This window comes from Kitasatospora sp. NPDC001119 (assembly GCF_053598475.1).
In genome coordinates this window covers 119374-145278 of sequence record NZ_JBSFKI010000027.1, presented here as the reverse complement: position 1 = coordinate 145278, position 25905 = coordinate 119374, and the positions used below count along the sequence as shown (strand labels likewise).

Here is a 25905-nt window from a genome sequence, read left to right as displayed (position 1 = left end):
AAACGCGTCCAACACCGCAACTGGCCACCACCAGTCCCCGCAGTCATCGCGATCACCAGAGCAGCCACAACCTAAGTCACTGGCATTGGGCCTAGTACCAGTGGTGGGACTGCCAGAACGACCAGGCGGCGCAGGGGCTGCCGTAGCGGGTGTTCATGTAGTTCAGGCCCCACTTGATCTGGGTGGCCGGGTTGGTGCGCCAGTCGGCGCCCGCGGAGGCCATCTTGGAGCCGGGCAGGGCCTGGACCAGGCCGTAGGCGCCGGAGGAGGCGTTCACCGCGAGGGGGTTCCAGCTGCTCTCGCGGAACACGATGTTGCTGAAGCACTGGAGCTGGCCGGCCGGCACGATCTGCGCGGCGATCTGCTGCGGGGTGCCGGAGTAGGCGGCCGGGGCGCTGTTCAGGTCCTGGCGCTCCTGGGAGCGGGAGGCGGCGGCCTCGGCGTCGGCCTTGGCCTTGGCGTCCGCCTGGGCCTGCGCCTCGGCCTGGGCCTGGGCGGCGGCGTCCGCCTCGGCCTTGGCCTGGGCCTCCTGGGCGGCCTGCTCGGCGGCGCCGGCGGCAGCGGTGTCGGCCTGGCCCTGCTCGGCGACCAGCGTGCCGTCCACCGACACGGCGGCCACGGGGGCGGCCTCGGTGCCGTTCCCGGCCTGCGGGATGGCGAGGGCCGCGGTGGCGGCGCTCGCGACCACGAGGGTGGCGACGCCGGTGATCAGGGAGTTGCGGCGGGCATGGCTGAGCTGCATGGGGCGGACGATCCTTCTCCGTCGGGGGCCGTGCCGGTGGCACCGGGGGCGGGGCATCGCGTGGGCTCCGGGTGAGCGGGGCCCGTGCGGCCGCCCTGGACGGCCGTGGCGCCCCGGCGGAAGCGGCGGGGCGGGCGGGCTGCGCGGCGGCGGGGGGTGGTCGGCTGCGCTGTCTGGCGACGGGCCATTCTTGGCAGGGCCGGGGACGGGTGGCAAAGGCGTTCGCTACTACGCAGGGTCGTGGCTGAGGGGTGGCCGGAGCGGGGCCCGGCGGCTTATTTGGGCAGATTTGTCCGAATCATCCATCCGGAGGTGGCAGCCCGGGGGTGGTGAAGGATCGCACCGCCGGCAGGTGCGGTGGCCTGTGTTCTTCAGGCGGATCACGGTCGCGGGCGGCCCGGTCGGGGCGGCTCGACGGCGCCGGGGGCGGTGCTACGGGGAGCGCGTCCACTATCGGGGATCGTGGATGGCGATCCCGCTGTGGGCGGGCTCACACGCCGACGGGCGCGGCGTCGACGCGGAGTGAGCGACCGGTGACGGCTCCGGGGGGTCGCGCACGGGATTCCCCGGAGCGGGCCGTGAGGTTCGGTGCGTGATCGTCCCGGGCCCTCCGCAGCCGGAACCCCTCATTGCCATGTTCCTGCCAGATCCGACCGGCAAGGGCGGACCCCTCCTATCGCGCCGCCCGTCGGGCCACTCTCGGTCTTCCCCCACCTGCAAGGAGGATCTGATGAAGCGTCAATTCGGCAGGTTCGTCTGCCTGCTGGCCGGCCTGGTGCTCGGCGCCGGAGCGCTCGTGCTGCCCGCCGCCGCCTCACCCGAGCCGTCGCCGAGCGTGGTCGGCGGCACGCGGGCGGCGCAGGGCGAGTTCCCGTTCGTGGTGCGGCTCTCGATGGGCTGCGGCGGCGCGCTCTACACCTCGCAGATCGTGCTCACCGCCGCCCACTGCGTCGACGGCACCGGCGCCGACAGCAGCATCACCGCCACCGCGGGGGCGGTCGACCTGAACAGCGGCAGCGCGGTCAAGGTCCGCTCCTCGTACGTGTACCAGTCGCCCGCCTTCACCGGCGCCGAGAACGGCGACGACTGGGCGCTGATCAAGCTGGCCTCGCCGGTGACCGGCGGCCAGGTCAGCACCCTGCCGATCGCCACCTCCACCGCCTACGACAGCGGCACCTTCACCATCATGGGGTGGGGCGCCGCGCGCGAGGGCGGCGGCCAGCAGCGGTACCTGCTCAAGGCGACCGTACCGTTCGTCGACGACGCGACCTGCGCCCGCGCCTACCCGGGGCTGAACGCGGCCGGCTCGCTCTGCGCGGGCTACGTCTCCCAGGGCGGCGTCGACACCTGCCAGGGTGACTCCGGCGGCCCGATGGTCCGGCAGGACGCGGCGGGCCGCTGGGTCCAGGTCGGCATCGTCAGCTGGGGCAACGGCTGCGCCCGCGCGGGCTACCCGGGCGTCTACAGCCAGGTGAGCACCTACGCGGCCGACATCGCCGCGGCGGCGGCCGGCCTCTGATCCGACCCGGCGGGTCCCCGGGCTGACCCGGAAGGTCACTGATCCGACCCGGCAGGGCCGGTCGAAGCGGTACGGCAGGGCCGGTCACCACACCCGCAGGTGGTGGCCGGTCCTGCCGTTCCGTGACGGACCGGGGACGGCCGTGCCCGGGGAGCCTCACCCGCGCAGCCACTCCTCGGCCCGCCGTCGCTCCCGGGCGATGCGGCCGGCGGCGTGCGGGGGCAGCCGGGTGAGCAGGGCGACGGCGGCGTCGGCGCGGCCGGCGAGGGCGTGGGCGCCGGCGAGGCGGGCGGTGACCAGGGCGTGGTCGCGCGGGCGGGCGGCCGGGTCGAGGAGCCGCAGGGCGGCCTCCAGCCAGGCCGCCGCGGTGCGGGCGTGGCCGGCGCGGCCGGTGCGGACGGCGAGGTCCCGGTGGCAGGTGCCGTGCGCGACGGCCAGGACCAGGTCGGCGCGGTCCGCCCAGGGCGTCGGTTCGCCGGTGCGCAGCGCGGTGTCGGTCAGCCGCCGGGCCTCCGCCAGGGTCCGGCGCACCAGCGGGGCCCGGCCGGCCAGCGCGTGGGCGTGGGCCTGGGCGACGGCGGTCCAGGCCCGCAGCCCCGGCAGGGGAGGCGCGGTGGTCCGGGCGGCCTCGGCCAGGGCGAGCGCGGTGGCCGGGTCGCCGTGCCACCAGTACAGGGTGCTCTGCCGGGCGAGCAGCGCGGCCGCGGTGATCCGGTCGCCGGTCGCGCGTGCCCACTCCAGCCCGGTGGCGTACCAGCTGAGCGCGCGGGCGTGGCGGTCGCCCTCGAAGTGCGCCCAGCCGGCGAGTTCGGCGTACTGGGCGGCGAGCGAGCGGTCGGCGGCGGGGTGGTCGCGGGGGTCGGGGTACTGGTGCGGGTCGGGGTGCGGCCGGCCGAGCAGGGTGTGGGCGTGGTGCTCCAGGACGGTCGCCAGTTCCTCGCCGCCGATCCGGCCCGCGGCGGCGCGGTAGACGGCGAGCAGCTGGGCGAGCACCTCGACGGTGGCGGCGTCCGGCGGGCCGGTGGCGGTGGTGTCGAGCGGTGGCCGGGTGGCGGCGGCGCGTTCGCCGAGGTGTTCGCGCTCCTGCTGCACGGCCTGCCAGAGGTCCGCCAACTCGCCGTCGGCGTGCAGGAGTTCGTCGGCCCGCGCGGGCAATCCGGGTGGTGGCCAGCGGTGGGCGTTCTCCACCCGGCTGATCAGCGAGTCGTGGTAGCCGAGCAGCCGGCCGAACTCGGCCTGGCTGAGGCCGCGGGCCTCGCGCCAGTGGCGCAGTCGGCGGCCGAAGCGCAGGCGCGCGGACCCGGGCCCCGTACGGGGCGGCGGCGGTGGCGGCTGGGGTGGTGGCGGCGGGGGTGGCGTGGGGGCGGGTAGGGACGGCACGGGGTCTCCCGGAGGGGGCGGGGGGAGCGCTCGTGGGGGAGCGCCCGGCCCTGGTATCCCCGTTGACGTGCCTTGGTCAAACTGGACGGGCGTTGCATCGCGGTGCGCCGCGGTGCCGGGCGGTGCGCTGCGCCGAGCAGAACGGCGCCGGGCAGAACGGCGCCGGGCCCGGGAGCCTCCGCATCGGCTCCCGGGCCCGGCGTTCCCGCGCGGGGCGGACGGGTCAGGAGCCCGCCGCCGCCACCGCGGCCCGCCGCCGTCGGCCCACCACGGCCGAGGCCGCCAGCACGATGGCTGCGGCGACCAGCGACAGGTACATCTGCTTGCGTCCGTCGGCGTCGGTGAACATGTACGCCATGACGAACCCGATCATGCCCATGGCCGTCCAGGTCAGGTACGGGTACAGCCACATCCGGACGGTGTGCCGCTCGGGCATCTCGCGCTCGATGATCCTGCGCATCCGCAGCTGGGTCGCGCAGATCACCAGCCAGACGAAGAGCGCGACGGCGCCGGAGGAGTTGAGCAGGAAGGCGAACACGGTGTCCGGCGAGGTGTAGTTGAAGAACACCGCGACGAAGCCGAAGACCACCGAGGAGAGGATCGCCACCCGCGGCACGCCGCGCGAGGTCACCGTGGCGAAGGCCTTGGGCGCGTCCCCGCGCTGGCCCAGCGAGAACGCCATCCGGGAGGCCGTGTACATCCCGGAGTTGAGGCAGGACAGCACCGCCGTCAGCACGATCACGTCCATCACCTGGCCGGCGCCCGGGATGCCGATGTGGTCCAGCACCGCCACGTACGGGCTCGCCTTGACGTCGGCGGAGTCCCAGGGCAGCAGGGTGACCACCAGCAGGATAGAGCCCAGGTAGAAGATCCCGATCCGCCAGATCACGCTGTTGGTGGCCTTGGAGACGGCCTTCTCCGGGTTCTCCGACTCGCCGGCGGCCAGGGTCACGATCTCGCTGCCCATGAAGGCGAAGACCACCGTGAGCATGCCGGTGAACACCGCCCCCACCCCGTGCGGCAGGAACCCGCCGTGGCCGGTGAGGTTGCTGGCGCCGACCGCGTGGGTGCTCGGCAGCAGGCCGAAGGCGGCGAGGGTGCCGATCACCAGGAACGCGGCGATCGCGACCACCTTGATCCCGGCGAACCAGAACTCGAACTCGCCGTAGGAGGCCACCGAGAAGAGGTTGGTGGCGGTCAGCACCGCCATGACTATCAGGGCCCAGCCCCACTGGGGGACGCCCGGCACCCAGTTGTTGAGGATCTTCGCGCCGGCCGTCGCCTCGACCGCGAGCACCACCACCCAGAAGAACCAGTACAGCCAGCCGATGCTGAACCCGGCCCAGCGGCCGAGCGCCCGGTCCGCGTACGCCGAGAACGAGCCGCTCTGCGGGTCGGCCGCGGCCATCTCGCCGAGCATCCGCATCACCAGGACGACCAGCACGCCGGCCATGGCGTAGGAGAGCAGGATGCCCGGGCCGGTGGTCGCGATGCCCGCGCCGGAGCCGACGAACAGGCCGGCGCCGATCACGCCGCCGATGGCGATCATCGACAGGTGGCGGTTCTTGAGTCCGGCCTTCAGGTGGCCGTCGCCGCCGTGGCCGATCGGCCCGGTCTGGTGGGGGAGCTTGGTGGCCGTGGCCGGGGGCTTGGTGGTGTCCGCACTCATCTGGGTGCCCTGTGCCTTTCCCGCGCGGCGTGTCCCTCGGCTCGTCGCGCCGAGGGTGGGGGACTGACCCGCGCATTGCGTCGCAACCTAACTTCTACGCCCGAGTATCGGAACAATCCTTTGGTAACTGTTCGCTCAACGGACGGAAAAGGCCTGGTCGGGGTGGGTGGAAAGGTGGCATGGAAACCTCAAATCTGACGCATCGTCAGCATTCGGAAAGGTCGCCAAGCTCTGTTGGGGCTCAAATCGCCCGCGGGTGGCCGGTCAGATCGGCCGCACGTCGAGGACGGTGATCGACGCCTCGTCCGCCGGCCGCCCGGTGAGCCGGGCGGCGAGGATCCGGGGGATGTCGTCCTCCTGCGAGTATCCGGGCAGCACCGTGACTTCCGCGCGCCGTGCGCCGGGCTCGCCCCGCACCGCGTACGTCACCAGGTAGCCGTACCGCTCCGGCGGCGGCGCCTGGTCGCGTTCCCGCTGGTCCCGCCGGCCCCGCTGGTGCCCCCGGCTCCGGATGCCCATCCGCGTCGACCTCCTCGGCCCATTGTCGGCGCGCTGTGGACGATCGGGGCAAACCAGAGCACAGTGGGACTCTCGGGACATGCCGTAGGAGCATCCCGAGCGTTCTCGGTGCCGGCCGGTTCCCGGCGCCGGTCAGGAGCGACCCCATGCAGACCACCTGGAAGGGGACGATCAGCTTCGGGCTGGTCAGCATCCCCGTCCACCTGTACTCCGCGACCCAGGAGCACGACGTCCCGCTGCACCAGGTGCACGCCAAGGACGGCGGCCGGGTGCGGATGAAGCGGTACTGCGAGCGGGAGGAGAAGGAGGTCCCGTACGCGGAGATCGCCAAGGGGTACGAGTCCCCCGACGGGCGGACCGTCACGCTCTCCGACGAGGACCTCGCCGACCTGCCGCTGCCCAGCAAGAAGATCATCGACGTGCTGGCCTTCGTGGACGAGGGCGAGATCGACCCGCTGATGTTCTCCAAGGCCTACTACGTGGGCGTCGCCGACAAGGCCGCCGCCAAGCCGTACGCGCTGCTGCGCGACGCGCTCACCGACTCCGGGCAGATCGCCGTCACCAAGATCGCGCTGCGCACCCGGGAGTCGCCCGCGGTGCTGCGGGTGCACGACAACACCCTGGTGCTGCAGACCTGCATCTGGCCCGACGAGGTCCGCCCGGCCGCCGGCATCGCGCCCGAGGGCGACGTCGCCGTCCGGCCGCAGGAGCTCAAGATGGCGCGGTCGCTGATGGACACCCTCTCCGAGGACTTCGACCTGTCCCAGCTGCACGACGACTACCAGCAGGCGCTGCAGCAGGTGATCACCGCGCGGCTGGAGGGCGTCGAGGTCCCGCACGAGGAGGAGCCGGGCGAGGCGCCGGACAACGTGATCGACCTGATGGAGGCGCTGCGCAGCAGCCTCAAGCAGGCCAGGGGCGGGCGGGGCGGCGGGGCCGGGGAGGCCGCCCCGGAGGAGGCGGAGCCCGCGCCGCGCAAGCGCGCCCCGGTGAAGCGGAGCGCCTCGAAGGCAGCAGCCTCCGGGAAGGCCCCCTCCGAGACGGCCGCCTCCGAGAAGTCCGCCGGGAAGACCTCCGCGAGGAGCCCGGCGGCGAAGAAGACCACCACCCGGAAGCCCTCGGCTCCCCGCAAGGCCTCCTGACCCCACCGGGGCCAGGCACCCCTCCCGTCCAGCCGTCCAGCACTGGAGGCGATCCCGATGGACCTGCTGACCTACAAGGAACTCGACGCCGAACTCGACGCCCGGGCCGAGGCCGACCCCGCAACCCGCAGGGCCCGGGGCTTCGGGCACCGCGTCTGGCACTGGCTGCTCAGCCTCAGCCCCACCGTGGTGACGTTCATGATCGCGCTCTCGATCGGCCTCTGCATGGTCGCGGTCCAGGTGAGCCTGCTGCCCGTGCTGGTGCCGATGGCGGTCTTCTGGGGCCTGACGCTCATCGCGATGGGCGGCGTGGTCGCCCGCTGGATGACCCCGGGGCCGGGTCGGCACCGGATGGCGTCCTGACCCGGCCGGGACGGGTGCGGGGCCGGAGGGGCGCGGGCCCGGGAGGGCTCAGCCGATCCACACCGTGGTGACGTTGCAGAACTCCCGGATCCCGTGCCCGGACAGCTCCCGCCCGAACCCGGAGCGCTTGACGCCGCCGAACGGCAGCGCCGGGTGCGAGGCCGTCATCCCGTTGAAGAACACCCCGCCGGCCTGGATGTCCCGGACGAAGCGCTCCCGCTCGGCCTCGTCGGTGGTCCAGACGTTGGCGCTCAACCCGAACGGGGTGTCGTTGGCGACCGCCACCGCCTCGTCCAGGTCGGCCACCCGGTAGACGGTGGCGACCGGGCCGAAGGTCTCCTCCAGGTGGATCCGCATCGCCGGGGTGATGCCCGTCAGCACCGTCGGCTCGTAGAACCAGCCGGTGTCCCAGCCCTCCGGGCGCCCGCCGCCGCACTCCACCCGGGCGCCGTGCACCCGGGCGTCCTCGACCAGTTCCTCCAGGTCGTCCCGGCCCTGGCGGCTGGCCAGCGGGCCGACGTCGGTGGACTCGTCCATCGGGTCGCCGACCTTCAGCGCGCCCATCGCCGCGGTGAAGGCGGCGGTGAAGCGGTCGTACACGTCGGTGTGCACGATGAAGCGCTTGGCGGCGATGCAGGACTGGCCGTTGTTCTGAACCCGGGCCCGGACGGCGGTGCGCACCGCCGCGTCCAGGTCGGCGCTCGGCAGCACGACGAACGGGTCGCTGCCGCCCAGCTCCAGGACGGCCTTCTTCACCTCGTCCGCCGCGGTGGCCGCGACCGCCCGCCCGGCCGGCTCGCTGCCGGTGAGAGTGACGGCGACGACCCGGCGGTCCCGGATCACGCCCTCCACCGCGCCCGAGCCGATCAACAGGGTCTGGAAGCAGCCCTCCGGGAACCCGGCCCGCTGGAACAGCTCCTCGATCGCCAGCGCGGTGCGCGGCACGTTGGACGCGTGCTTGAGCAGGCCGACGTTGCCCGCCATCAGGGCCGGCGCGGCGAACCGGAGGACCTGCCAGAGTGGAAAGTTCCATGGCATGACGGCAAGAACCGGACCGAGCGGACGGTAGCGGACGTAGGCCCGGGAGGCACCGGAGTCGGCGACGTCGGCCGGGGCCGGGTGCTCGTCGGCGAGCAGCTCCTCGGCGTGGTCCGCGTACCAGCGCATCGCCTTCCCGCACTTGGCGACCTCGGCGCGGGAGGCGGCGAGCGGCTTGCCCATCTCCTCGGTCATGGTGCGGGCGACCGCCTCCAGCTCCCGGTCCAGCAGGTCGGCGGCGCGGCGCATCAGTTCGGCGCGGGCGGCGAACGGGGTGCCGCGGTAGCTGTGGAAGGCGGCCTCGGCGCGGGCCAGCCGCCGTTCGATGCCGGCCGCGTCGAGCGGCTCGAAGGTCTGGACGGTCTCGCCGGTCGCGGGGTTGACGCTGGCGATGGGCATGCGGGGCTCCCAGGTGGGGTCACGGTCCGGTGCGTCTGCCCTCACACCCTCCCCGACCGCCCGCCTCCGGGCACGCCACCGGGCGCCCGGCGTGTCCCGGCGGGCGCGCGGCCCGCCCCGTCACTCCGGCAGCGACTCCACCCGGGCCGCCGCCTCCCGGGCGCGGGCCCCGGCCCTGGTCCGCGCGGCGGTGACCTGCCGGGTCGGGAAGCGGTGCAGGTACTCGGCCTCCAGCTCCCCGGTGCGCAGCGTGTGCCGCTTCAGTGCCTCCTCCGAGCCGTACAGGAACGTCTCGTGCCGCGTGCGGTGCAGCTGCTCCAGCTCGTGCAGGAGCGTGTCGTTGCCCAGGGCGTGCGCGGAGATGCCCGCGGGCCGGATGTGCGGGTCTTCGGCGTGCCGCATCTCGGTGCCTCCTCGGCGGAAGTCCCCTCCTCCAGGGTGCCCGCCGTCCGCCGCCGCTGCACCCGGTCCGTCGGCGCGGATCATAGGATGAATCCTTCCGTACACGTTCAGGACCACCCCGCTAGCGCTCGGACACCCACATGCCGCTTCCCAAGGCCGAACTCCACCTGCACATCGAAGGCACCCTGGAGCCCGAACTCGCCTTCGAGCTCGCCGCCCGCAACGGTGTCGAGCTGCCGTACGCCGACACCGAGGCGCTGCGCGAGGCGTACTCCTTCAGCGACCTCCAGTCCTTCCTGGACCTCTACTACGCGCTGATGGCCGTGCTGCGCACCGAGGACGACTTCGCCGACCTCGCCGACGCCTACCTGGCCCGGGCCGCCGAGCAGGGCGTCCGCCACGCGGAGATCTTCTTCGACCCGCAGGCGCACACCGCGCGCGGGGTGCCGCTGGGCGTGGTGGTCGACGGGCTGACCCGGGCGCTGGAGCGCGCCGAGGAGCGGTACGGCATCAGCACGCAGCTGATCATGTGCTTCCTGCGGGACGAGTCCGCCGAGTCCGCGCTGGAGACCTTCGAGGCCGCCCGCCCGTACTTCGGCCGGATCGCCGGCATCGGCCTGGACTCCGCCGAGGTCGGCCACCCGCCGGTCAAGTTCCGCGAGGTGTACCGCCGGGCCGCCGAGGCCGGGCTGCGCCGGGTCGCCCACGCGGGCGAGGAGGGCCCGGCCGCGTACATCACCGAGGCGCTGGACGTGCTCGGCGTGGAGCGGATCGACCACGGGCTGCGCTGCCTGGAGGACGGCGAGCTGGTCGCCCGCCTGGTGCGCGAGCAGGTCCCGCTGACCCTCTGCCCGCTCTCCAACGTCCGGCTGCGCTGCATCGACACCCTCGCCGACCACCCGCTGCGCGAGATGCTGGACGCCGGCCTGCTGGTCACCGTCAACTCCGACGACCCGGCGTACTTCGGCGGCTACGTGGAGGACAACTTCCGTGCCGTGCGCGAGGCCCTCGCCCTCGACCAGGAGACCCTGCGCCGGCTGGCCGCCAACTCCTTCCGAGCCTCCTTCATCAGCGAGGAGCGCCGCGCCGAGCTCCTCGCCGAGGTCGCCGCGTACGCCTTCTGACCTGCCGGACCGCCGCCCCCGCGCGGGCGGGGGCGGCGGACGGGGTCAGAGCAGGGTGCTCCAGTAGTACCAGAACCGGTTGAGGACCAGCAGCGCGATCACCGCGTACCACAGCGCCGGGACGACCCAGTGGTAGCGGGCCGCCTCCCGGACGGCCACCCGCAGCCGCGGGCCCACCGGGATCACGCCCGAGCGCAGGTTGTGCAGCGTGGTGTACCAGAACAGCGGGATCACCGCGGCCCACACCACCATGCAGTACGGGCAGAGCGCGCCGATCCGGTACAGCGCCTGGTACATCAGCCAGGTCACGAAGCCGATGCCGAACACCGTCCCGGCCTGCAGGCCGAGCCAGAACCAGCGCCGGAACGCCGCCCCGGACAGCAGCCCGGCACCGACCGCGATCACCACCCCGAAGGCGACCAGCCCGATCAGCGAGTTGGGGAAGCCGAAGGCCTCCGCCTGGTCGCTGCGCATGATCGAACCGCAGCTGATGATCGGGTTGATGTTGCAGCTGGGGACGTAGGACGGGTCCTCCAGCAGCCGGATCTTGTCCAGGGTGAGGACCGTCGAGGCGAACAGGCCGACGGCGCCGCCGATCAGCAGCAGCCAGGCGAACGGGCGGCTCGCGCCGTACCCGGGCCGCCCGGCGGGGGCGCCGGCCGTCACCCGGTCACCTGCTTGACCATCGCGGTGAACTGCTCGGGGGAGACGGCCTTGCCGTTGTTCAGGACGTCCAGCTTCTTGCCGTCCAGCTTGACGGTCGGGGTGCCGGTGACGTCGCTCTTGTTGAACTCCTCGTTCACCTTGGCCGCCCACGGCGCGTACGTGCCGTCCTGGACGGCCTTGACGAAGGCGTCGGTCTTCAGCCCGGGCACCTGGCCGGCCAGGTCCAGGATGTGGTTGACGTCGCCGAAGGCGTCGCTGCGCTCGTCCGGCTGGTTGGCGTACAGCACGTCGTGGAACGCCTTGAACTTGTCCACGCCCTCGTTCAGCGCGGCGCCGGCCGCGGCCAGCGCGGTGCGCGAACCCTTGCCGCCCAGGTTGTTGTCCAGGAACGTCGCCAGGTGGTACTCGACCTTGTACGTGCCGTCGTCGGCGAGCTGCTGGATCGCCTTGCCGGTGGTGGTCTCCAGCTGCTCGCAGAACGGGCAGCGGAAGTCCTCGTAGACGTCCAGGGTGTGCGGGGCGTCGGCCTTGCCGTAGGTGATCACGGTGCCGTTGGTGCCGCTCGCGTTGGCCGGCACGACCAGCGGGCCGTTCGCGGCGTTCGAACCGGAGCCGGAGGAACCGCCGACGGCGAAGGCCACGCCCGCCACCAGGGCGAGCACGGCGGCGGAAGCGCCGCCGACCACCACCCGGCGGCGGATCCGGTCGGAGCGCTCGGCCTGGGCGCGGGCGACGCGCATGCGGTCGGTGGCGGAGGCCTTCTTGTCGGTCTTGCGGGTGTTGCTCATGGGGTGTCGTCCTGTGCTCTCGGGCGTACGGGGCGGCGCGGCCGGTCGGGGCCAGCGCGGGAGGAGAGAACAGCCGACTGAGCGGGCGGGGAAGCCCGTGGCTCAGACGGCCAGGGCGAACACCGGCGGACCGCGCCGGACGGCCGGACGGACGACGACGTCCTCGGCGGGGACCAGCACGCGGCTGGCCCGGGGGAACGGCACCCGGGACGGCGGACGGGCCGGCAGCGGCGCGACCAGCAGCCGCAGCCAGCGGGCGGCGGCCGGCAGGTGGCGGTGCAGGAACTCGCCCAGCATCCGGACGGCCCCGGTCAGGCAGCAGAGTGCGGCGTCCGCGCGGCTCAGCCAGAAGGCGCCGGCCAGCGCGATCACCGTGTGCAGCAGGAGGAGCAGCAGCAGGCCGGTCTGGGCGGAGACGCCGTGGCCGAGCAGGAAGCCGCCGAGCGAGCCGCCGCCGCAGAGCAGCGGCTGGAGGCCGTGTCCGCTGCCTGGCGGCAGCGAGGGACAGGTGCTCTGGGCGAGGTCGAAGAGGGCGCCGGCGGCCAGCTCCAGCGGCAGGAACACCGCCGCGACCGCCGGGAAGCCGCGTTCGCGGCCGGCCAGGGCGAAGGCCGCGGCGAAGACGGCGGCCGAGGCGAGCAGCATCGGGCCGACGGGGAGGGTGCGGCCGGTGACCAGGACCTGGCCGAGCCCGGCGAGCAGCACGACCAGCGCGGCGAAGACCGCTGCGCGGAGCGTTCTGGTGACCGGGCTGGTGTTCATGGCATCCGAGTGTGCCACAGGTTGAATGTGGAACAGCCTGCTGGGAGGGGGGCTGTGAAGAGGGTCACCACCGGTGCTGAGCTGGGCTTATGCGGTGCTTACGGGGGTTGGGGTGGGGGTGTGGGCTCTCGGGAGGGTGGGGGGCCGGGGGCGGCTCCGGGGGTGGCCGCTCCGGGGGCTGGATGATTTTCAGACTGCCGACCCTGGGGGTGGGGGGCTACCACCGTTGGCAGTCTGAAAATCACCCGTCACGCCCCTCTCCGCGGCCACCCCCTGCGCCACCCCCTCCCGCAGCGCGTCCCTCTCGCCTGGTCGGGTGGGGAGGAGGGGGTGGGTGGGGGGTGCTGTGGGTGGGTGGGTGTTGGGGGAGGTTTTGTTGCGGGCGCGCGGGCTTTCGCCCTGCGCGCCCGCTGGGTGGGAGCGCAGGCGGGGGGTGGGGGGTCGGGGGAGACTGGGGGCATGCCGGAGCTGCCTGAGGTCGAGGCGTTGAGTGCTTTCCTGTCCGAGCGGTTGACCGGGCGGGTGATCGCTCGGGTGCAGCCGGTGGCGATCAGTGCGTTGAAGACGTACGACCCGCCGGTGACGGCGTTGGAGGGGCGGACGGTCGGGGCGGTGACCAGGCGGGGCAAGTTCCTGGACGTCGAGGCGGAGGGGCTGCACCTGGTGGTCCACCTGGCCCGGGCGGGCTGGTTGCGGTGGAAGGACGGTCTGCCCGCTGAGCCGCCGCGGCCTTCTCCGCGCAATCCGCTGGCGTTGCGGGTGCGGTTGGCGGGGGAGGCCGGGGACGGGTTCGATCTCACCGAGGCCGGGTCGAAGAAGGGGCTGGCGGTGTATGTGGTGCGGGAGCCGGCCGAGGTGCCCGGGGTGGCCAGGCTCGGGCCGGATCCGCTGGATCCGGGCTTCACGCTGGCGGACTTCGCGGCGTTGTTGCGGGGCGAGCGGCGTCGGCTCAAGGGGGTGCTGCGGGACCAGGGGGTGTTGGCGGGGGTGGGCAATGCCTACTCGGACGAGGTGCTGCATGCGGCCCGGATGTCGCCGTACAAGCTGGCCGCGAGTCTGACCGAGGACGAGGTGGCCCGGCTGTATGAGGCGCTCGGGGGCACCTTGCGGGAGGCGGTGGAGCGCTCGCGGGGGCTGGCGGCGGGGGAGCTGAAGGCGGAGAAGAAGCTCGGGCTGCGGGTGCACGGACGGACCGGTGAGCCCTGCCCGGTGTGTGGGGACACCATTCGGGAGGTGTCCTTCGCGGACTCCTCGTTCCAGTACTGCCCTACCTGCCAGACCGGGGGCAAGCCGTTGGCGGACCGGCGGTTGTCGCGGCTGTTGAAGTGAGGGGGAGGAGAAGTGAGGGGGAGGGGGAGGGGAAGTGAGGGGTGGGACGGGTTCTGGCCGTCCCACCCGGTCGTCGGCGTTTGGTCAGCGCTTGATGGCGACGCCGCCCCAGTAGTAGGCGGCCTTCGGGTCGGCCGGGGGCTCGCTGTCGGGGCGCCAGGCCAGGACCGGGGCGACGCCCGGCTCGACCAGGTCCCAGCCGTCGAAGAAGCGGACGACGTCGTCGTAGCCGCGCGGCACCAGGGTCATCCCGCCGGCCCGGGCGGCCTCGGCGACCTTGCCGACGGCCTCGGGGTCGAAGTCCGGGGTGGGGGTGGTCAGGGCGATGCAGCTGCCGGCGGGCAGGGCGTCGCGCAGTGCGGCGACCCGGCCCCAGGGGTCGTCCTCGTCGGCGATCAGCATCAGTACGGCGATCATCAGCAGGCCGACGGGCTGGGTGAGGTCGAGGGTGGCGGTGAGCGCCGGGTCGGCGAACAGCTCCTCGGGCTTGCGCAGGTCGGCGTGGATGTAGGTGGTGCGGCTGGCCGGGCTGGAGACCATCAGGGCGCGGGCGTGGGCGAGCACGATCGGGTCGTTGTCGACGTAGACCACCCGGGTGCCGGGGCTGACCGCCTCGGCGATCTCGTGGGTGTTCGGCGAGGTCGGGATGCCGGTGCCGAGGTCGAGGAACTGGCGGATGCCGTGCTCCTGGGCGAGGTGGCGCACGGCCCGGCCCTGGAACGCCCGGTTGGCCTTGGCCATCGCCTTGACGCTCGGTACGGCCTGCTCGATGGCCTGCCCCATGGCGCGGTCCGGCGGGAAGTTGGTCTTCCCGCCCAGCCAGTAGTCGTACACGCGCGCAGAGTGCGGGGCGGTGGTGTCGACACCGAAGCGTTCCCACTGGCTGAGCTCGGTGGCGTCGTCGTCCTGCGGGCCCTGGCGGGGGGAGTCCTGACTTGTCGTCATGGCCACGTCCTCTGATGGCAGATCATCACACTGGGGAAGGCACAGCGTAGCGGTCCGGACGGGAGGTGGAGCGTCCGGTCGGGGAAGATCCGTGGAAGATCTTCGGAAGCGGAGTGGACGGCGGGAATCGTCAGACACGCCCTGGGCCGTCGGAGTGGTGATGGGGGCCGTCGGAGTTGCCGTCGGGGAACCGTGGTGACGGCCGGGGGAAGCATCCAGAATGCTGTCAGATCGTCAGATTACTTCGCGCAGATTGCTGCTGGTTACGGCCGGAATGTCCCTGCTGGGGACGGCCGCCGGATGTCGGAGCCCCTGGGGTGGTGGGGAGGGCGGTGCGGCAGCGGGGGCGGCCGATGCCGCCGCTCCGGCCGCCCCGGCGGGGACCGAGGGGGCGTCGGCCGCGCCGTCGGTGGCGGCCCCGGGGGGCACGCCGAGCGCGGTGCCCTCGCCGGCGCCGCCGTCCGGCGCCGCGCCGAGCGCGGTGCCCGTGCGCCGGGCGCTCTCCGAGGCGGAGAGCAAGCCGGTGTACGACCTGGACCCGGAGCGGAAGGTGGTGGCGCTCACCATCGACGACGGGCCGGACCCCCGGTACACGCCGACCGTGCTGTCGATGTTCGAGCAGTACGGGATCAGGGCCACGTTCTTCCTGATCGGGGAGAACGCGGTCGAGCACCCCGCCCTGGTGCGGGAGATCGCGGACCGCGGCCACCACATCGCCAACCACACCTGGACCCACCCCGACCTGCGGCACATGTCGGAGGGCAAGGTGCGGGACGAGTTGGAGCGCACCTCCGACCTGCTGCAGCGGACCACCGGCCGGCAGCCCACCTGGTTCCGTGCGCCGGGCGGGGACTTCTCGGCGGTCTCGCTCAAGGTGGCCGCCGATCTGGGGATGCGGAACATGGCGTGGTCGGTGGACCCGCGGGACTGGGCCCGTCCGGGGACCTCGGCGATCATCGACCGGGTCCTCAAGAACGTCCGGCCCGGGTCGATCGTGCTCAACCACGACGGGGGCGGGGACCGGTCGCAGACGGTGGCGGCGTTGAAGGCGTACCTGCCGGTGCTCGTCGACTCGGGGTATCTCTTCACGGCTCCGCCGAACTGAGTTTCGCATGACGGGGCAGGTCGCGGTTTTAACCCTTAAACCACTCGAATGGGTGGATTAGAAGAACCGTTTCTGCGTTTTTTGGGCCTCTAGGGTGATCTCGCACCAATTAACCGGGTACTGCCGAGTACCACCTGAAAGGCCCTCACTCATGCGTCTCCGCAACGCCATGCTCGCCGCCGCCAGCGCCGTCGCCCTCGTCCTCGCCGTCCCGTTCTCCGCGAATGCCGCGACGGGCGACTTCCTCTACAAGGTCGGCCCCGGGGTCCCCGTGGGCCTGGCCGACCCGCAGAGCCGCGAGTGCATCGACCTGCCGTGGACCACCGAGGAGGACCCGGGCTTCGCACCGGAGAACCGCACCCAGTCCACGGCCACGGTCTTCCTGGACTTCGGCTGCTCGGGCGACGTCTTCTACGTCATGAACCCGGGCAAGAAGCTCGGTGACCGACTGAAGCTGCGCTCCGTGGTCTTCTCCTGAGCCCCGGGGAGCGCGGGGTGGCCGGGGCCGGGCGGGCGGCGTAGGTTCGAACTGTCCGGCCCGGTCGCCGGCCCCTCGCCGTGCCCGTACGCCTGTCGTCGTCGCGCGGCCCGCCGTGCCCGTGGTCGGGCGTCGCAGCCTGGGCAGAGCGAAGGAGGGCCTGGGATGACCGGCAACGGCTACGCGCACCCCGAGGCGTTGGTCCGCACCGAATGGCTGGCCCACCACCTGGACGACGGGACGATCCGGGTCGTCGAGGTGGACGAGGACACCGAGGCCTACGACCGGGACCACATCCCCGGCGCGGTCGGCTGGAACTGGACCACCGACCTGCACAGCCAGGTCGGCCGGGACTACATCGACCGCGACGGCGTCCAGCACCTGCTGCGGGCGGCCGGGGTCGAGGACGACACCACCGTGGTGCTCTACGGGGGCAACAACAACTGGTTCGCCGCCTACGCCTACTGGCTGTTGCGGCTGCGCGGCTTCGGGCCGGTGCGGCTGCTGGACGGCGGGCGCAAGAAGTGGGAGCTGGAGGAGCGGGAGCTCACCCGTGCGGTGATGGACTACCAGCACAGCGGGTTCCGGTTGAGCGGGCCCGAGCGGCCGGAGCTGCGGGCGCTGCGGGACGAGGTGCTGGCCAGGGCCGAGGTGTTCGCCAAGCCCGGGGCGGACGCGGTGCTGGTGGACGTCCGCTCGCCGGCCGAGTTCCGGGGCGAGCTGATCGCGCCCCCGCACCTGCCGCAGGAGCAGGCGCAGGTGCCCGGGCACATCCCCGGCGCGGTCAACATCCCGTGGTCCCAGGCGGCCAACGACGACGGGTCGTTCCGTTCGGCGGAGGAGCTGCGGGCGCTGTACGGGGGGAAGGGCGTGGAGCCGGAGCGCGAGGTGATCGCGTACTGCCGGATCGGCGAGCGGTCCGCGCACACCTGGTTCGCGCTCACCGAGCTGCTCGGGTACCCGCACGTGAAGAACTACGACGGCTCGTGGACGGAGTACGGCTCGTTGGTGCGGGCGCCGGTGGTGCTCGGGGCGTGAGGGGCAGGAAGGGCAGGAGGGGTGCGAGGGGCTTCAGGGGCCTCAGGGGTGGGTGAGGTGGCGTGACGGCTTCGCGGCCGGGCTGCGAAGCCGTCGTGTCGGCGGGTTTCTTTTCATGAACATCTCACCGGAGGGGAGTGGACGAGGGGCTGCCGGGACAAGGATCGATCCGACCCAATCGTTCCGGTGATCCCTGGAGGACCACGTGCGCAAGAGGCTGATCGTCTCTGCTGCCAGTGCCCTGAGCCTGTTCCTGGCCGTTCCCGCCTCGGCTTCCGGCTTCCAGCCGGGCGCGGCCGGGGTCGGCGACCCGTACTACCCGACCTACGGCAACGGCGGGTACCGGGTCTCGCACTACGACATCCGGTTGAAGTACCAGCCCGCCACGGACGAGCTGGAGGGCACCACGACCATCCTCGCGACGGCCACCCAGGACCTCTCCCGGTTCAACCTCGACTTCGCGCTGGACGTCTCGGAGGTGCGGGTCAACGGCCGGGTCGCGAAGTTCGCCACCAGCGGTGAGCAGGAGCTGGAGATCACCCCCGCGCGGCCGCTCGCCAAGGGCGCCCAGGCCACCGTGGTGGTGCGCTACAAGGGCGTGCCCTCCACGGTGAAGAAGTACGGCTTCACCAGCTGGCACCGGACCCCGGACGGCGCCGTGGCGGCGAACGAGCCCGAGGCCGCCTGGTGGTGGTTCCCGAGCAACGACCACCCGAGCAACAAGGCCACCTACGACGTCTCGGTGCTCGTCCCGGACGGCAACCAGGTGATCAGCAACGGCGTGCTGACGGGCACCACCTCGCAGGCCGGCTGGACCCGGTACAGCTGGCGGGAGAACAAGCCGCAGGCGACCTACCTGGCCACGCTCGCGGTCGGCAAGTTCGACATCACCCGGGACACCACGCCGAGCGGGCTGCCGGTCTACAACGCGTACAGCAAGGACCTCGGCGAGAACGCGGACGCGGCGCGGGCGAGCGTCGAGCGCACCGGTGAGCTGGTGGACTGGCTGAGCGGCTACTTCGGCGAGTACCCGTTCAGCTCGGTCGGCGGCTACGTCCCCAATGTGCCGACCGGCTACGCCCTGGAGACCCAGACCCGGATCTTCTACAGCCCCCGGCAGTTCGCCCGGGGCACCAACACCTCGGTGGTCGTCCACGAGCTGGCCCACCAGTGGTACGGGGACAGCGTCTCGCTCTCCAAGTGGAGCGACATCTGGCTGAACGAGGGCTTCGCCCGGTACTCGCAGTTCCTCTGGTCCGAGCAGGAGAACGAGGGCACCGCGCAGGAGCTCGCCGACTACGTCTACGCCTCGCACCCGGCCGACGACCCGTTCTGGAAGGTCAAGCCGGGCGACCCGGGCCCGGACGACCAGTTCTCCGGCGCGGTGTACGACCGGGGTGCGGTCGCCGTCCAGGCGCTGCGCAACGCCGTCGGGGACGAGAAGTTCTTCAAGATCCTGAAGGGCTGGCCCACCGAGCGCCGCTACGGCAACGCCACCATCCCGGAGTTCCAGGCCTATGCGGAGAAGGTCTCCGGGAAGAAGCTCGGGGACGTGCTGAACACCTGGCTGTTCACCCCCGGCAAGCCGGCGGTCGGGCCGGTGGCGCCGGGTGCCGCGGCCGCCGCCTCGCTGGCGCCGGGTGCGGGCCGGGCGGAGGGTCGGCTGCCGGCGGAGCCGAAGTCCTGGAAGCAGATCCAGGAGACCAACTCGGTGCACCAGTCCCACAGCTGACGACATGTCGGAATGGTCGGCGTGACGGCTTCGGGGCGCGGGCGCGAAGCCGTCATGTCGGCGCATTTCTTTTTATGAACATCTCACCGGAAGGGAGTGGGGGAGGGGTTGACGGGACAAGGATCGGTTCAACCCCATCGTTCCGGTGATCCCTGGAGGACCATGTGCGCAAGAGGCTGATCGTCTCTGCTGCCAGTGCCCTGAGCCTGTTCCTGGCCGTCCCGGCCTCGGCTTCCGGCTTCCAACCCGGCGCGGACGGCGTCGGGGACCCGTACTACCCGACCCTCGGCAACGGCGGGTACCGGGTCTCGCACTACGACATCCGGTTGAAGTACCAGCCCGCCACGGACGAGCTGGAGGGCACCACGACCATCCTCGCCACGGCCACCCAGGACCTCTCCCGGTTCAACCTCGACTTCGCGCTGAAGGTCTCCGAGGTGCGGGTCAACGGCCGGGTCGCGACCTTCGCCACCAGTGGCGACCAGGAGCTGCAGATCACCCCCGCGCGGCCGCTCGCCAAGGGCGACCAGGCCACCGTGGTGGTGCGCTACAAGGACGTGCCGTCCACCGTGGAGAGGTACGGCGGCTACACCGCCTGGCGCCGCACCCCGGACGGTGCGGTCGTGGCCGGCGAGCCCGTGTCGGCCGCGTGGTGGTACCCGAGCAACGACCACCCGAGCAACAAGGCGACCTTCGACGTCTCGGTGCTGGTGCCGGACGGCAACCAGGTGATCAGCAACGGCGTGCTGACCGGGACCAGTTCGCTGGCGGGCTGGACCCGGTACAGCTGGCGGGAGAACAAGCCGCAGGCGACCTATCTGGCGACCCTGGCGATCGGCAAGTTCGACATCACCCAGGACACCACCGCGAGCGGGCTGCCGGTCTACAACGCGTACAGCAAGGACCTGGGCGACAACGGCGCCGCGGCGCGGGCGAGCATCGAGCGGACCGGCGAGCTGGTGGACTGGCTGAGCGGCTACTTCGGCGAGTACCCGTTCAGCTCCGTCGGCGGCTACGTCGCCAACACCTCCTCCAGTGGCGCCCTGGAGACCCAGACCAGGGTCTCCTACGGCCCCGGGCTGTTCGCCCGGGGCACCAACACCTCGGTGGTCGTCCACGAGCTGGCCCACCAGTGGTACGGCGACAGCGTCTCGCTCTCCAAGTGGAGCGACATCTGGCTGAACGAGGGCTTCGCCGAGTACTCGCAGTTCCTCTGGTCCGAGCACGAGAACGAGGGCACCGCGCAGGCAGTGGCCGACTACATCTACGCCTCGCACCCGGCCGACGACCCGTTCTGGACCGTCAAGCCGGGCGACCCGGGTGAGGAGAACCAGTTCTCCGGTGCGGTGTACTTCCGCGGCGCGGTGGCCATCCAGGCGCTGCGCAACGCCGTCGGGGACGAGAAGTTCTTCCAGATCCTCAAGGGCTGGCCCACCGAGCGGCGCTACGGGAACGCCACCATCCCGGAGTTCCAGGCGTACGCCGAGAAGGTCTCCGGCCAGAAGCTCGGGGACCTGCTGAACACCTGGCTGTTCACCCCGAGCAAGCCGGCCGTCGGACCGGTGCCGCCGGGTGCCGCGGCCGCGGCCTCGCTGGCGCCGGGCGCGGACGCCGGCCGGGACGCGGCGCCGGTCGAGCCGAAGTCCTGGAAGAAGATCCAGGAGGCCGGTTCGGTGCACGAGGGCCGGCACTGACGGCAGGGCGGTACGAGGGGGTTCGGGTCGGCGGTTCCGCGCGCGCTGCGGGGACCGTCGGCCCGGCCTATGCCTCCCCGGGGCCGTCCGCCGCCAGCAGTTCGGTGAGGCGGCGGACGGCGAAGGGTATGAGCTCGCGGACCGGGACCAGGCGGCAGGGCGCGGCGCCGACGAGGACCTCGCGGATGCCCGCCAGCTCCTCGAACTCCCGCCCCACGACCGGGAAGTGGGTGTCGTTGTCGTCCCCCACGTCCGGTGCCTCGATCCAGACCCGCTCGCCCTGGATCGCCATCGGGAAGCGGCGGAGCTTGAGCCGGCGGTTGGGGGCGAAGGTCTCGGCGTAGTGCAGGAAGGTGTTGCGGTTGTGGCCGACGCCGACCAGCAGCACGTGCCCGCCGAGGTCGTGCAGCGCGCCGAACGGCGACTCCCGGCCGACGGCGAAGCCGAGCGAGCGCCGGGCGGTGACCTCCCGGGCGTGCGCGCCGACGGCGGCGACCGAGACCTGCGGGTGGGTGCTGCGCAGGCTCTCCGGCAGGGCGCGCAGTGCCTCCGCGACCGCGCCCGTGTCGCAGGGCAGCCCGGCGTGGAACAGCGGGACGGCGGCCCGGAGTTCGGCCAGCTCGGGGCCGGGCGGGCCGCTGTGCCCGGGGGCCGGGTCGTGGACCGTGCCGGAGGTGAAGGCGGGCACGGCGACGGTGCCGCCGGGCCCGACCGCCTCGCGCAGGCCGGCCACCACGGCCGCCGCGCCGCCCTCGACCCGGCCGAGGCTGGAGAGCGAGGAGTGCACGATCAGCGCCATGCCCTCACGGACGCCCACCCGGTGCCAGCCCTCCACGAGGTCGGCGGTGGTGAGCGGGCGGGTGCCCGGTGTGGTCATGGTGCCCCCTGGTGACGGCGGTGCGGTTGGTACTGGATGGTTCGGGGCCGACCATAGCGGGTGGCACTGACAGTGGGTCAGGACGGGGGTGCCCTGGGTCAGCTCGTGGTCGGCCGGACGGCGGGGTGGCCGGCCGGGAGGCGGGGGTAGTCGGTGTAGCCGGTGGCCTCCTGGCCGTAGAGGTGGGTGGGGTCGACGGGGGTGAGCGGGGCGTTCGCGGCGAACCGTTCCGGCAGGTCGGGGTTGGCGATGAAGGCGCGGCCGTAGGAGACCAGGTCGGCCAGGCCGGCGGCCAGCACGGCCTCGCCGCGCTCGCGGTCGGTGGCGGCGCGGTTCTCGCCGACGTTGCCGATCAGCGGGCCGGACCAGCGCGGGCGCAGGTCGGCCAGGGCCGGGTAGTCGTCGTTGTCGGTGAGGTGGAGGTAGGCCAGGCCGAGGCCGTCGAGTTCGGCGAGCAGGGCGCGGTAGACGGGGGCGGGGTCGGCCTCGTCCATGCCGAACTGCGGGTTGCCGGGGGACAGCCGCAGGCCGAGGCGGTCGGGACCGATGGCCTCGGCGACGGCGGTGACCAGTTCGATCGGGAAGCGCAGCCGGTCGGCGAGGGTGCGGGGGCCGTACTCGTCGGTGCGCAGGTTGGTGTTGTCGGCCAGGAACTGGTGGATCAGGTAGGAGTTGGCGCCGTGCAGTTCGACGGCGTCGAAGCCGGCGGCGAGGGCCAGGCGGGCGGAGTCGACGTGGTCGGCGACGGTGCGGCGGATCTCCTCGCGGGTCATGGCGCGCGGGGTGACGGCCTCGGCCTTGCCGCCGTCCTTGACGTGCACCGGGCCCGGGGCCGGGACGGCGGAGGGGCCGGCCGGGACGTCGCCGAGCAGCCGGTAGAGCGGGTGGCCCTGGCGTCCGCCGTGCATCAGCTGGGCGGCGATCCGCCCGCCGGCGGCGTGCACGGCCCCGGTCACGGCGCGCCAGCCGGCCGCGTGCGCGGGCGTCTCCAGGCCGGGCAGGCGCCAGCCGGACTGGCCCTGCCGGCTGGGCCAGATGCCTTCGGTGACGATCAGGCCGGCGCTCGCGCGCTGGGCGTAGTACTCGGCGACGACGGGCAGCGGCGTGCCGTCCTCGGCGGCCCGGTAGCGCGTCATCGGGGCCATGACGACGCGGTTCGGCAGGTCGAGCGCGCCGAGGCGGTACGGGGTGAGCAGGGATGCGGTGGCGGTCGTGGTCATGCCGGTACGGTAGAACTTGACATCAGTGTCAGGTTCAAGCGCCGACGGCCGCTCCGTCCGCCGGCGTGGCCGCCTCGGTGAGGATCAACTCCTCGATCCCGTACAGGAACCGCTCCATCGCGGGGCGCGGCAGCACGGCCGGGTCGGCCGTCATGGCCAGGCTCAGCGCCTCGGCGGACTGCAGGGCGTCCAGGGCGTAGGTCAGGCCGGGGCGCGGCTCGAAGTCCACCGGCCAGCTGAGGGTGGTGTGCTCCTCGCCGGGGGCGGCCGGGGCCGGGAGCAGCTCCCGGGTGTCGTTGAACACGCAGGAGCGGTCGGCCAGTTGGACCCCCTCGGCGGTCAGTCGGTCGATCTCGGCGGCCAGGGCCAGCCTGTCGTAGTACGCGTGGCGGTAGGTGCCGATCGCCGCGGCGTGGGTGCGGCGCACGACCTCGCCGAACTCGGCGGTGGCGTCCGGGAGATGGAACAGGCCGTCGCCCGCGATCACGCCGACCGCGTTGGCCAGCTCCGGCAGGAAGCGGTTGTTGACCACGACGTTCAGCACGGCCTCGGTGGAGCCGGCGAGCCGGGCGGTCATCGCGGCCGTCGCGGCGAGCAGCACCGAGCCCGTGCTGACCCGGTGCCGGGCCGCGACCCGCTCGACGGCCCGGGGCAGGGCGGGGGAGCGGAGCACCGCGTTCGGGAACCGGGCGGGCTCTGCGGTGGTCGGCGGGAGGGGGTGGGACGGGAAGAGTCGGGGCGGGCCGAGTCGGAGCTTGCGCACGAACTGCTTGCGGGCCCCCGCGTCGCGCCGCCGGCCGCGTTCGGAGGTCTGGAACTCGGCTTCCTCCAGCGGCTGTTGGGCTGGTTCGCGCAGCTCGGCCAGCTCCTCGGGGGAGCTGCCGAGGCAGAGCGCGGACAGGTCGGCGACCAGCCTGCTCATCCCGGAGCCGTCCACCGCGGTGTGCGAGAGCACTAGGCTGATGTGCCGGACCAGCCCGCCCGCCGTCACCGCGCCGATCCGCACCGGCCACTGGGCGGCGGTGTCGAAGGGCTGTGCCGCCAGCTCCTCGTGCAGCCGGGTGCCGAGTTCGGCCGGGTCCTCGTGCTTCCCGGCGGGCCACAGGTGGACGTCCAGGGTGCCTTCGCCGTCGACGAGTTGGCGGAGGCCGCCGGCCTCGTCGGGGCGCAGCCGGGTGTGCAGCGAGTCGTGCAGGTGCAGCAGCCGCTCCAGGGCGGCGAGCAGGACGGGCAGGGGCAGCCCCGGGTCCAGCGGCGCGGCGGTGGCGATGTTGTAGCGCGGCGCGTCGGCCGGTGGCAGCCGTCGTACGGCGTCCCAGATGGCCCGTTGGCCCCAGGTGGCCGGTCCGGCCCCGGTCCGTCCGGACGAGAAGGCGAGCTCCAGCAGTTGGCGAGTGGTCACCGATCGGCTCTCCGTAGTGCGGTGGTCGTGGCGTCGTGGCGTCGTGGCGTCGTGCCGGTGCGTTGGGAGCGCGGGTGCTGCTGGGGAGAGTGTGGCGCACCGCCCGCCGCGCGTCGAGGGTCGTGCGGCCGGCCGCGCCCGGCGGCCGTCGGGGGTTCGGGGCTTCCAAAAGTCTCTTGATGTGAAGTATCTTGATATCGAGATTGATGCCGATCGCGCGACTCGCGCCACGCACACGACGGGGGCCTGCCATGCGGGGGAACGGACTGATAGCGCAGCTGCGGCGGCCGCCGGGCGGGCGGGACGCGCGGATCATGCTGCTGGCGCAGTGTGTCGACCGGACCGGCACGGGGGTGTGGGCAGCGGCCTCGGTGCTCTACTTCACCTACGTCTGCGGGATGGACGCGCGGCAGCTGGGACTGCTGCTCGGGGTCGGGGCGGTGGCGGGGATCGCCGGGTCCCCGCTGGCCGGGCGGGCGGCCGAACGGGTGCCGGTGCGGTGGCTGCTGATCGGCTGCCACCTGCTGCGGCTCGGGGCGATGGGGCTGCTGCTGGTGGTCGACGGCTTCGCCGCGCTGCTGCCCGTGGTGGCCCTGATCTGCCTGGCCGAACGGGCCGCCAAGACCCTGGAGATGCTGTTCGCGACCCGGGTGGCGGGCGAGCGGCGGGCCACCTACCAGGCCCTGTTCCGCAGCGTGGCCAACGCCGGGTACGCGCTCGGCGCGGGTGTCGCGGCGATCGGGCTGGCGGTCGGGACCACCGCCGCCTACCGGGTGCTGATCCTGGCCAACGGGCTGTCCTACGTGCTGGCCGCCGTGCTGGTCTGGCGCACCCGGGAGCCGTCCGGGCGCGGCCTGGTCGCGGCGAAGGCCGGGGAGGCGCCCGCCGGGGCGGCGGCCGCGCCCAGCCCCTGGCGCGACCGCGGCTACCTGCGGTTCGTCCTGCTGGACATGCCGCTGAACCTGGACGACTCGGTCCTCAACGTCGGGCTGCCGCTCTGGCTGGTCCACCACACCGGCGCGCCGCACGCCGTCGTCCCGGTCTTCCTGGTGCTCAACACGGTGCTCGTGGTGCTGCTGCAACTGCGGGTCTCCGCCTGGGCGGAGGGCGCGCTCGGGGCGGCCGCGGCGGTCCGCTGGTACGGGGTGACGGTGCTGGGGGGCTGCCTGCTGATCGCGCTCGCCACCGGCGCCGGGCCGGTCCTGGCCTCGGTCGCGCTGCTGGCCGCGGCGATGCTGATCACGCTGGCGGAACTGCTGCGCTCGGTGAGCTCCTGGGAGCTGGCGGTCGTGCTGGCCCCGCCGGGCGCCCAGGCCTCGTACCTCGGGGTCGCCGGGATGTCCCAGTCGGTGCAGAAGTCGGTGGGGCCGCTGCTGCTGACCGGGGTGGTGATGGCGGCCGGGCCGGTCGGCTGGCTCGGGCTCGGCGCGGCGACCGTCGGCCTCGGCGCGCTCCAGCGCCGGGCCAGCCTGCGGCGGCTGGCGGCGCTGGGCGGGGCGGCCGACGGTGCGGGGGCCGAGCCGGCGCGGCCGGTCACGGCCTCGGTGGGCTGAGTCGCCACGGAGTCGGTGC

The 25905-nt window shown here is 73.1% G+C and carries 24 protein-coding genes; 11 read left to right on the top strand and 13 right to left on the bottom strand.

The genetic code is table 11. The features are described 5' to 3' along the window. Nucleotides 1-91 precede the first annotated feature (91 nt). Nucleotides 92-742 carry an aggregation-promoting factor C-terminal-like domain-containing protein gene (locus tag ACWDD9_RS29970; protein ID WP_053112595.1) on the bottom strand — a complete coding sequence of 217 codons (651 nt, stop codon included), beginning with the start codon at nucleotides 740-742 and terminating at the stop codon, nucleotides 92-94. Between the two features lie 730 nt (nucleotides 743-1472). Here ACWDD9_RS29970 and ACWDD9_RS29965 point away from each other — a divergent pair. Beyond that, nucleotides 1473-2261 carry a S1 family peptidase gene (locus ACWDD9_RS29965; protein WP_449813285.1) on the top strand — a complete coding sequence of 263 codons (789 nt, stop codon included), beginning with the start codon at nucleotides 1473-1475 and terminating at the stop codon, nucleotides 2259-2261. Between the two features lie 156 nt (nucleotides 2262-2417). Here ACWDD9_RS29965 and ACWDD9_RS29960 read toward each other — a convergent pair whose 3' ends face one another. The 3 genes from ACWDD9_RS29960 to ACWDD9_RS29950 all read right to left on the bottom strand — a co-directional run bounded on the left by ACWDD9_RS29960 (nucleotide 2418) and on the right by ACWDD9_RS29950 (nucleotide 5829). Next, entirely contained in the window at nucleotides 2418-3641 is a 1224-nt protein-coding gene (locus ACWDD9_RS29960; RefSeq protein WP_449813284.1) for a helix-turn-helix domain-containing protein, read from the bottom strand. 223 nt (nucleotides 3642-3864) lie between these two features. Then, the gene (locus ACWDD9_RS29955) at nucleotides 3865-5310 is read right to left on the bottom strand and encodes an amino acid permease (protein WP_449813283.1); all 1446 of its coding nucleotides are present in this window, start codon (nucleotides 5308-5310) and stop codon (nucleotides 3865-3867) included. 264 nt (nucleotides 5311-5574) lie between these two features. Then, nucleotides 5575-5829, bottom strand: coding sequence for a hypothetical protein (locus tag ACWDD9_RS29950; protein ID WP_049658988.1), 255 nt, complete (start codon nucleotides 5827-5829; stop codon nucleotides 5575-5577). 146 nt (nucleotides 5830-5975) lie between these two features. Between ACWDD9_RS29950 and ku the strand changes: the two genes are divergently transcribed. Next, entirely contained in the window at nucleotides 5976-6971 is a 996-nt protein-coding gene (ku, locus tag ACWDD9_RS29945) for a non-homologous end joining protein Ku (protein WP_074005189.1), read from the top strand. A gap of 57 nt (nucleotides 6972-7028) precedes the next feature. Then, on the top strand, nucleotides 7029-7334 hold the full coding sequence (locus ACWDD9_RS29940) for a hypothetical protein (protein ID WP_049658984.1): 306 nt from the start codon (nucleotides 7029-7031) through the stop codon (nucleotides 7332-7334). A 48-nt stretch (nucleotides 7335-7382) separates the two neighbouring features. Here ACWDD9_RS29940 and ACWDD9_RS29935 read toward each other — a convergent pair whose 3' ends face one another. Both ACWDD9_RS29935 and ACWDD9_RS29930 read right to left on the bottom strand, forming a co-directional pair. Next, nucleotides 7383-8771: an NADP-dependent succinic semialdehyde dehydrogenase gene (locus ACWDD9_RS29935; protein ID WP_074005190.1), complete on the bottom strand. Its 1389-nt coding sequence runs from the start codon at nucleotides 8769-8771 to the stop codon at nucleotides 7383-7385. A 120-nt stretch (nucleotides 8772-8891) separates the two neighbouring features. Next, nucleotides 8892-9173 carry a DUF6158 family protein gene (locus ACWDD9_RS29930; protein WP_380781796.1) on the bottom strand — a complete coding sequence of 94 codons (282 nt, stop codon included), beginning with the start codon at nucleotides 9171-9173 and terminating at the stop codon, nucleotides 8892-8894. 140 nt (nucleotides 9174-9313) lie between these two features. Here ACWDD9_RS29930 and ACWDD9_RS29925 point away from each other — a divergent pair, with 140 nt between their 5' ends. Beyond that, nucleotides 9314-10297, top strand: coding sequence for an adenosine deaminase (locus ACWDD9_RS29925; protein WP_049659827.1), 984 nt, complete (start codon nucleotides 9314-9316; stop codon nucleotides 10295-10297). Nucleotides 10298-10342: 45 nt separating this feature from the next. On the opposite strand, the gene ACWDD9_RS29920 is transcribed toward ACWDD9_RS29925, so the two are convergent. The 3 genes from ACWDD9_RS29920 to ACWDD9_RS29910 form a co-directional block, all read right to left on the bottom strand. Continuing rightward, on the bottom strand, nucleotides 10343-10963 hold the full coding sequence (locus tag ACWDD9_RS29920; RefSeq protein ID WP_074005192.1) for a vitamin K epoxide reductase family protein: 621 nt from the start codon (nucleotides 10961-10963) through the stop codon (nucleotides 10343-10345). Beyond that, nucleotides 10960-11751, bottom strand: coding sequence for a DsbA family protein (locus ACWDD9_RS29915; RefSeq protein ID WP_388045228.1), 792 nt, complete (start codon nucleotides 11749-11751; stop codon nucleotides 10960-10962). Before ACWDD9_RS29915 ends, ACWDD9_RS29920 begins: the two co-directional genes overlap by 4 nt. A gap of 102 nt (nucleotides 11752-11853) precedes the next feature. After that, nucleotides 11854-12513, bottom strand: coding sequence for a hypothetical protein (locus ACWDD9_RS29910; RefSeq protein WP_449813282.1), 660 nt, complete (start codon nucleotides 12511-12513; stop codon nucleotides 11854-11856). Between the two features lie 459 nt (nucleotides 12514-12972). On the opposite strand from ACWDD9_RS29910, the gene ACWDD9_RS29905 reads away from it, so the two are divergent. Further along, nucleotides 12973-13842 carry an Fpg/Nei family DNA glycosylase gene (locus ACWDD9_RS29905; protein WP_117486950.1) on the top strand — a complete coding sequence of 290 codons (870 nt, stop codon included), beginning with the start codon at nucleotides 12973-12975 and terminating at the stop codon, nucleotides 13840-13842. Between the two features lie 84 nt (nucleotides 13843-13926). On the opposite strand, the gene ACWDD9_RS29900 is transcribed toward ACWDD9_RS29905, so the two are convergent. After that, on the bottom strand, nucleotides 13927-14787 hold the full coding sequence (locus ACWDD9_RS29900; protein ID WP_449813281.1) for an SAM-dependent methyltransferase: 861 nt from the start codon (nucleotides 14785-14787) through the stop codon (nucleotides 13927-13929). 439 nt (nucleotides 14788-15226) lie between these two features. Between ACWDD9_RS29900 and ACWDD9_RS29895 the strand changes: the two genes are divergently transcribed. The 5 genes from ACWDD9_RS29895 to ACWDD9_RS29875 all read left to right on the top strand — a co-directional run bounded on the left by ACWDD9_RS29895 (nucleotide 15227) and on the right by ACWDD9_RS29875 (nucleotide 20834). Beyond that, nucleotides 15227-15892 (top strand): polysaccharide deacetylase family protein, encoded by a 666-nt coding sequence (locus ACWDD9_RS29895; protein WP_158077770.1) that lies wholly within the window; start codon nucleotides 15227-15229, stop codon nucleotides 15890-15892. A gap of 151 nt (nucleotides 15893-16043) precedes the next feature. Beyond that, nucleotides 16044-16370: a hypothetical protein gene (locus tag ACWDD9_RS29890; RefSeq protein ID WP_049658296.1), complete on the top strand. Its 327-nt coding sequence runs from the start codon at nucleotides 16044-16046 to the stop codon at nucleotides 16368-16370. Between the two features lie 165 nt (nucleotides 16371-16535). Then, entirely contained in the window at nucleotides 16536-17408 is an 873-nt protein-coding gene (locus ACWDD9_RS29885; RefSeq protein WP_049658298.1) for a sulfurtransferase, read from the top strand. A 205-nt stretch (nucleotides 17409-17613) separates the two neighbouring features. Further along, on the top strand, nucleotides 17614-19140 hold the full coding sequence (locus tag ACWDD9_RS29880; protein WP_449813280.1) for a M1 family metallopeptidase: 1527 nt from the start codon (nucleotides 17614-17616) through the stop codon (nucleotides 19138-19140). A 164-nt stretch (nucleotides 19141-19304) separates the two neighbouring features. Then, nucleotides 19305-20834 (top strand): M1 family metallopeptidase, encoded by a 1530-nt coding sequence (locus ACWDD9_RS29875; protein ID WP_449813279.1) that lies wholly within the window; start codon nucleotides 19305-19307, stop codon nucleotides 20832-20834. Between the two features lie 67 nt (nucleotides 20835-20901). Here ACWDD9_RS29875 and ACWDD9_RS29870 read toward each other — a convergent pair whose 3' ends face one another. The 3 genes from ACWDD9_RS29870 to ACWDD9_RS29860 all read right to left on the bottom strand — a co-directional run bounded on the left by ACWDD9_RS29870 (nucleotide 20902) and on the right by ACWDD9_RS29860 (nucleotide 24333). Further along, nucleotides 20902-21711, bottom strand: coding sequence for an aminoglycoside N(3)-acetyltransferase (locus ACWDD9_RS29870; protein WP_375874903.1), 810 nt, complete (start codon nucleotides 21709-21711; stop codon nucleotides 20902-20904). A gap of 98 nt (nucleotides 21712-21809) precedes the next feature. Next, the gene (locus ACWDD9_RS29865; RefSeq protein WP_449813278.1) at nucleotides 21810-22931 is read right to left on the bottom strand and encodes an alkene reductase; all 1122 of its coding nucleotides are present in this window, start codon (nucleotides 22929-22931) and stop codon (nucleotides 21810-21812) included. Between the two features lie 34 nt (nucleotides 22932-22965). After that, nucleotides 22966-24333 carry a condensation domain-containing protein gene (locus tag ACWDD9_RS29860; protein ID WP_449813277.1) on the bottom strand — a complete coding sequence of 456 codons (1368 nt, stop codon included), beginning with the start codon at nucleotides 24331-24333 and terminating at the stop codon, nucleotides 22966-22968. A gap of 251 nt (nucleotides 24334-24584) precedes the next feature. Between ACWDD9_RS29860 and ACWDD9_RS29855 the strand changes: the two genes are divergently transcribed. Continuing rightward, complete coding sequence (locus ACWDD9_RS29855) at nucleotides 24585-25886, top strand: MFS transporter (protein WP_449813276.1); 1302 nt, start codon at nucleotides 24585-24587, stop codon at nucleotides 25884-25886. Nucleotides 25887-25905 lie beyond the last annotated feature (19 nt).